Below are 780 nucleotides of genomic sequence, written 5' to 3'. Positions count from 1 at the left end.
ACGCAAGCGGGTGTTGACGCGGTGAATGCAGGCGAGACACTGCCAGCGGTGAGCCTAACGGCGACCGATAGCGACAATGCGACGGCGGTTGACAGCGATACACCAACTTATAACGCTCAAAATGACGGCCCAATCATCGATGTGGTGGCAGAGGCAGCGTTCAATGAAAACGACGCGGCGGTAGATACCGTGGTGGCGACGTTCACGGCGTCGGATGAAGAAGACGGCACACCAAGTGTGGCCTTCACGCAGTGCATATCGACGGCAGCGTCAGACGCGATCAGAGGACCGGATGTGGTACTGACGCAAGCGGGTGTTGACGCGGTGAATGCAGGCGAGACACTGCCAGCGGTGAGCCTAACGGCGACCGATAGCGACAATGCGACGGCGGATGACAGCGAACCGCCAACCGACGACGGCCACAGATGCGTATAAGACACAGATGTGGTGGCAGAGGCAGCGTTCAATGAAAACGACGCGGCGGTAGATACCGTGGTGGCGACGTTCACGGCGTCACAAGAAGAAGGCGGCAGCCTCAGAGGTGTATTAGAGACGGGCACAAACACCGATGGTTACTACGCGATCAGCGGCACCGATGTGGTACTGACGCAAGCGGGTGTTGACGCGGTGAATGCAGGCGAGACACTGCCAGCGGTGAGCCTAACGGCGACCTATATCGACAAGGCGGCGGCAGTTGAGTGCGAGAGACAAACTTATAACGCTCAAAATGACGGCCCAATCATCGATGTGGTGGCAGAGGCAGCGTTCAATGAAAACGAC

2 protein-coding genes are annotated in these 780 nt (G+C 58.2%); both read left to right on the top strand.

Annotated elements, in window-relative coordinates; genetic code table 11:
* Positions 1–435 (top strand): hypothetical protein (locus A3712_RS28065; RefSeq protein ID WP_197465912.1); only part of this gene is annotated, 435 nt, incomplete at its 5' end.
* Between the two features lie 12 nt (positions 436–447).
* On the top strand, positions 448–780 hold a 333-nt coding region (locus A3712_RS24115), incomplete at its 3' end, for a hypothetical protein (RefSeq protein ID WP_157618884.1).

It is taken from the genome of Vibrio sp. HI00D65, from assembly GCF_001635455.1.
Classification (GTDB): Bacteria; Pseudomonadota; Gammaproteobacteria; order Enterobacterales; family Vibrionaceae; genus Vibrio.
The sequence above is the reverse complement of the archived record's forward strand: the minus strand, read 5'-3'. Positions and strand labels throughout refer to the sequence as shown.